The following is a 5,406-nucleotide window of genomic DNA, read 5'->3' as shown; positions in this document are numbered from 1 at the left end:
ATAGATAAATAGATAAATAGATAAATAGATAAATAGATAAATAGAGAGTGGAAGTTGAGAAGAGTACGGAAGCCTAAGCATCGATGTGATACTTAGGCTTCAGGGGATAACTTTTGTTCTTAAGGAAAGCGTTACGCTGAAAGCTCTTTACGAACGATCTCTGCGCCAGCACTGAGCGCATTAAGCTTCGCTGAGGCAATTTCGCGAGGTAGGGGTGCCATGCCGCAGTTAGTGCAAGGGTAGAGCTTGTCTGCATCAACGTACTTAAGTGTTTCTCGTAGAGTGTTAGCCACTTCTTCTGGTGTTTCAATGGAATCGGTAGCCACATCGATCGCACCGACCATCACTTTCTTACCTCGTACCAGTTCAAGTAGCTCAAGAGGTACATGAGAGTTGTGACACTCTAAAGAGATGATATCGATATTCGATTGCTGCAGCTTAGGAAACACTTCTTCGTATTGGCGCCACTCGGTGCCTAACGTTTTTTTCCAATCCGTATTCGCTTTAATGCCGTAGCCATAACAAATATGCACTGCTGTTTCGCACTTAAGCCCTTCAATGGCTCTTTCTAAGCACGCGATGCCCCAATCATTCACTTCATCAAAAAACACGTTAAACGCAGGTTCATCGAACTGAATAATATCAACGCCTGCAGCTTCTAACTCTTTCGCTTCCTCGTTGAGGATCTTCGCAAATTCCCACGCCAGTTTTTCACGGCTTTGGTAATGCGCATCGTAAAGCGTATCTATCATCGTCATAGGCCCCGGCAGAGCCCATTTAATAGGTTGGTCGGTTTGCTGACGTAAGAATTTCGCATCTTCGACAAACACGGATTTCTGACGAGAAACAGGGCCAACGACTGTCGGTACACTTGCATCGTAACGGTCGCGGATTTTAACGGTTTCACGCTTTTCAAAATCAACGCCATTCAAGTGTTCAATGAAGGTCGTTACAAAGTGCTGACGTGTTTGCTCACCGTCACTCACAATATCAATGCCTGCTTGCTGCTGCTCGTGCAGAGAGACACGCAGCGCATCTTGTTTGCCATCTGTGAGTTCATCGCCTTGAAGTTTCCATGGCGACCAAAGCGTCTCTGGTTGTGCAAGCCAAGACGGTTTCGGCAAGCTGCCCGCTGTTGAAGTCGGTAATAGTGTTTTCATAATAATACTGCCTATCCTTGGGTGGTTTGAGAGCGCAATAGACGATTAAAGTGCGTAATTTGCCGACCAGTTCTCTAGAACTGATTGGTATGGCTTAATGAAATTCTCTTCTGCGAATTTACCTTGTTCAACCGCTAGTTGGCTTCGTTCTTCACGGTCGTACACGATTTGAGTCAGCGAGTGATCCAAGTTTTTCAAGTTTGGTTGGTAACAGTTGCCTGCAACCGCGTTCGCGTTATAAATCTCAGGACGGTAGATTTTCTGGAACGTGCCCATGGTACTGATGGTGCTGATAAGCTCTAGGTTCGAGTAATCGTTCAGCAGATCACCAAAGAAATAGAAAGCCAAAGGTGCAACACTGTTTGGCGGCATGAAATAACGAACCTGTAAGCCCATCTTCTTAAAATATTGCTCAGTTAAAGAAGACTCATTCGGTTGGTATTCAAAACCTAATACTGGGTGTTGGTTTTCAGTGCGGTAATAGGTTTTATTATCTGACACGCTTAAGCAAATAACAGGTGGCTTATTAAAGTTCTTTTTGTAAGCGTCAGAGTTAACGAAATATTTAAAAAGCTTGCCGTGTAAATCACCAAAATCTTCTGGAATGCTGAATTTATCTTGGCCTTTATTATGATCCAATAGACGTACGCTAAAGTCATAATCTCGAACATAAGAAGAGAAGTTATTTCCGATAATGCCTTCAATACGCTCGTTGGTTTTACGGTCTAGAATATTGGTTTTCAGCACTTCAATTGAAGGGAATGCTTCACCGTTGCTTTCAATGTCCATATCAACAGAAATGATTTCAAGCTCAACAGAGTAACGGTCGCCCTTAGGATTGTCCCAGTGTGCTAACGCGTTGAAACTGTTATCGATCATTTGTAGCGCATTACGCAAGTTCGCTTGGCGGCTGTCGCCTCTAGCCAGGTTAGCAAAGTTGGTTGTGATACGCGTGCTGTCTGCAGGCTGGTAGTTTTCGTCGAGGCTAATGCTCTTAATCGTAAAATTAAATTCTTTATTCATGCTGATTTAGTATCCCAATTTGTTTTCTGATTCTCTCGGTCTTTAGTATTAAAACGGCTTTTATTTTTTGCTTGTGACCGGATTAAGAATCGAAGGCTATGCTGTCTGACATTAATGCTTAGCAGAATTAATGTCGTATAAAGTTAATCGCTTAAGGTTTTTATACGTTGATAGGTTCACCATTAACAATGGTATTACTTCACATTGAACATGAGGAATATTCATGATCTATTCTGTTTGAATATTTAATCCGGTGTCAGTTATATTAATTATCTTGAAGGAAATATAACCACATTAATAGTGTGTTATTTAAGATGATTAATTTAATTAAGAGATGGATGAAATGAGTGAATTGCTGTTGTTGATTTTATACTGTGCATTATTAGGCAGTGGTGTTGGTTTTCTTGCCGGGCTTTTGGGGATTGGCGGAGGGCTGATCATTGTTCCGGTGCTAAGCAGCATTTTACTTCACTTAGAGATTCTACCTGCGGATCAAGTGGTTGTTGCGGCCATCGCTACCTCGTTGGCATCGATACTGTTCACCTCAACTTCTTCTGCACTTGCTCACCACAAGAATGGCAACGTGCCTTGGGATCTGGCGCCTTGGATCATGCTCGGTGTTGCTCTGGGTGCACTGGTTAGTGGCTTTATGGCAGCTCTGTTACCGGAAAAAATCGTTCGTATTGTGTTCGCCGTGAGTGTGGTTCTTATTGCGATCAAGATGTTCTTAAGCAGTAAAAATGATGCACCTAAGGAACGAAAACTGCCAAACAAGGGCGTGCTAACGGTGCTGACAACCATTACGGGTGGCTTGTCTGCCATGATAGGCATTGGTGGTGGTGCATTGCTGGTTCCGCTATTAACGTTCTTCTCTGTCGATATGAAAAAGGCTATTGGCTGCGCGTCGGCTTGTGGCATTGTGATCGCGCTATTTGGTTCGATAGGTTACATCAGTTCAGGTAGCAGCCACTTTGCTCTATCAGACGGTTTTGCTGGGTTTGTTTATCTGCCTGCGCTGTTGGGTATTGTGTGCACGTCTTGGTTTACGGCTCCTTTAGGCGCAAAAGCGACCAACCATTTACCTGTTCCGACGATTAAGAAAATCTTCTCAATACTGCTGGTGGTTATCGCAGCAAGCATGGTTGCTCGTTAATTGAAGACCGTTCAAGTGTGAATATATAGAACAAAAACGAATAAATTGATCAACCACCAATAATTAGAAAAGGGCAGTTTCATAACTGCTCTTTTTTTGTTTGTCGGTCTATGCTTATACAGCTATGTACATGAGTATATTGATAAAATAGTTTAGTTATGAACAATCCACTGCTATAGCTAAATGTATCTTGTTTGATTCAACGGAATGCTATCAATGAGTGATTTATGGATCCTTTAACGCAGGGCGTGTTAGGCGCTTCTTTGTCACAATCGGCCAGCAAAAAACAACATTTGGTTGTTGCTGGGGTATTAGGTCTGCTCTCTGGGTTGGCTCCAGATTTAGATGCACTTATTAAGTCTCAAAGTGACCCTTTGTTGGCTTTGGAGTTTCATCGACAATTTACCCATTCACTCTTCTTTATCCCCATTGGCAGTTTGATCTGTGCCTTGGTTCTGCATCACCTGATTGCAAAAAGACGTGGGCTTACTTTCAAACAAAGTTGGCTGTTTTGCGCTCTGGGTTATGGCACTCATGCACTGTTAGACGCTTGTACCACTTATGGCACGCAGTTACTTTGGCCTTTCACCAACGCGCGTTTTGCTTGGAATACCATATCAATCATCGATCCTGTTTATACGCTTCCCATCTTAATTTTACTTGTGTTTACAACGTTGAAACGAGCGCCTTGGCTGGCGCGTGTCGCATTTGCTTGGGCTCTAATCTATCCAACATTAGGGATGATTCAGCGAGACAGGGCAGAGGCGGTTGGGTGGCAATTAGCGGATCAAAGACAACACACACCGATTCGATTAGAGGCAAAACCAAGCTTTGCTAATATCTTGGTATGGAAAGTGGTGTACGAAACAGAGGCTCAATATCATGTAGACGCAGTGCGGGTTGGCACATCGGTAAACGTATATCCCGGAGAGTCGATTACGAAACTGAATGTTAGCAGGGATTTGCCTTGGCTTGACCCTGATTCTCAACAAGCCAAAGACATTGAGCGCTTCCGCTGGTTTTCAAATGGTTACATTGCTCAGGACCCAACAGACGAGCTACGTATTATCGATGTCCGATATTCAATTGTACCGAATCAAATGAAAGCACTATGGAGCATCAAGCTATCAAAAGCTATTGATGCAAATACGCATGTAAAATACGAAACTCATAGAGACAACACACCTGAGTCGAGACAGATCTTCTTCGATATGCTGAAAGGAGATTGATGGATTCCGATAATTTTCTTCATTGGAGCCACTTTCATATTTATGTTGGTAAGCAGTTAGGTGTAGTGCGTTAGGTTTTGTATGCTATTGGATATAAGTACGATAATATTTGGTTAGTCTCTCGAGGGAACTTACATGCTTATACCGTTTGGTCTAAAAAATGGAAAAATACACCACGTCAAAAACGTCCTTAATGGTTTAGCTTGTGACTGCATTTGCCCCAGTTGTGGAAAACAACTCATTGCTAAAAACAAAGGTCAAAAAAAGCGTCCGCATTTCGCTCATGCGATTGAGACTGATTGCTTTGACTATGAAGCAATGACTTACCTTCATCAATATGCACAACAGCTATTAGAATCAGAACAATGCATTGTATTACCTGAATTCACATACACACCTGAAATAATTCTACTCGACGACACGGTTCTTATTGGAGAAGAGATAAAGTACCCAACAGCAAAGGTTTGGTTTGATTCTGTGCAAAACGAATATTCTTGGCACAAGTATCGAATTGATAGCCATGGAAGGGTAAAACATCGCTCGCTATTTATTGAAATTACAGTTACTCATGAATGTGAGGCAGAAAAGTTGGCAGCGATAAAAGAAGAAAATCAGCCCGCTATAGAAGTCGTTTTAACTAGCCTGCATAACTCTGACAGATTGTATCAAGATAAAGAAATCAGAAAGGCTCTTTTCAATCCTACTAACGCTAATTGGACCCGATTTCAGATAATAACTGCGACATTCATGGAAAGGTGTAGAAGAGAAAGCCAACTGCCGAAAGTGGTACGCTCTTCTCGCCAAAGAAACAAGCAGTACTACCATGAATTATCAGCAGTTG

Annotated in this window: 5 protein-coding genes; 3 read left to right on the top strand and 2 right to left on the bottom strand. The window is 42.4% G+C overall.

Translation table 11 applies throughout. The features are described 5' to 3' along the window. Window positions 1-131: 131 nt before the first annotated feature. Window positions 132-1,160, bottom strand: a complete 1,029-nt coding sequence (locus H5300_RS25290; RefSeq protein WP_017082702.1) for a methionine synthase — start codon at window positions 1,158-1,160, stop codon at window positions 132-134. 45 nt (window positions 1,161-1,205) lie between these two features. Continuing rightward, the gene (locus H5300_RS25285) at window positions 1,206-2,183 is read right to left on the bottom strand and encodes a DUF1852 domain-containing protein (protein WP_004733564.1); all 978 of its coding nucleotides are present in this window, start codon (window positions 2,181-2,183) and stop codon (window positions 1,206-1,208) included. 343 nt (window positions 2,184-2,526) lie between these two features. Here H5300_RS25285 and H5300_RS25280 point away from each other — a divergent pair, with 343 nt between their 5' ends. From H5300_RS25280 to H5300_RS25270, 3 genes are all read left to right on the top strand, one after another. Further along, window positions 2,527-3,336 carry a sulfite exporter TauE/SafE family protein gene (locus tag H5300_RS25280; protein ID WP_102456105.1) on the top strand — a complete coding sequence of 270 codons (810 nt, stop codon included), beginning with the start codon at window positions 2,527-2,529 and terminating at the stop codon, window positions 3,334-3,336. 227 nt (window positions 3,337-3,563) lie between these two features. Continuing rightward, on the top strand, window positions 3,564-4,565 hold the full coding sequence (locus H5300_RS25275) for a metal-dependent hydrolase (protein WP_182797208.1): 1,002 nt from the start codon (window positions 3,564-3,566) through the stop codon (window positions 4,563-4,565). A 135-nt stretch (window positions 4,566-4,700) separates the two neighbouring features. Further along, window positions 4,701-5,406, top strand: a 706-nt coding sequence (locus H5300_RS25270; RefSeq protein WP_259397942.1) for a competence protein CoiA family protein, incomplete at its 3' end; no start/stop codon positions are given.

Source organism: Vibrio sp. SG41-7 (assembly GCF_014164465.1).
In the GTDB taxonomy this organism is placed as follows: domain Bacteria; phylum Pseudomonadota; class Gammaproteobacteria; order Enterobacterales; family Vibrionaceae; genus Vibrio; species Vibrio splendidus.
Note: the sequence above shows the minus strand (reverse complement) of the source record. Positions and strands in the feature narration are given on the sequence as shown.

Coding starts and splice junctions, on each gene's coding strand:
- H5300_RS25285 (WP_004733564.1), bottom strand. CDS start 2,183: ATGAATAAAGAATTTAATTTTACGATTAAGAGCATTAGCCTCGACGAA.
- H5300_RS25280 (WP_102456105.1), top strand. CDS start 2,527: ATGAGTGAATTGCTGTTGTTGATTTTATACTGTGCATTATTAGGCAGT.
- H5300_RS25290 (WP_017082702.1), bottom strand. CDS start 1,160: ATGAAAACACTATTACCGACTTCAACAGCGGGCAGCTTGCCGAAACCG.
- H5300_RS25275 (WP_182797208.1), top strand. CDS start 3,564: ATGGATCCTTTAACGCAGGGCGTGTTAGGCGCTTCTTTGTCACAATCG.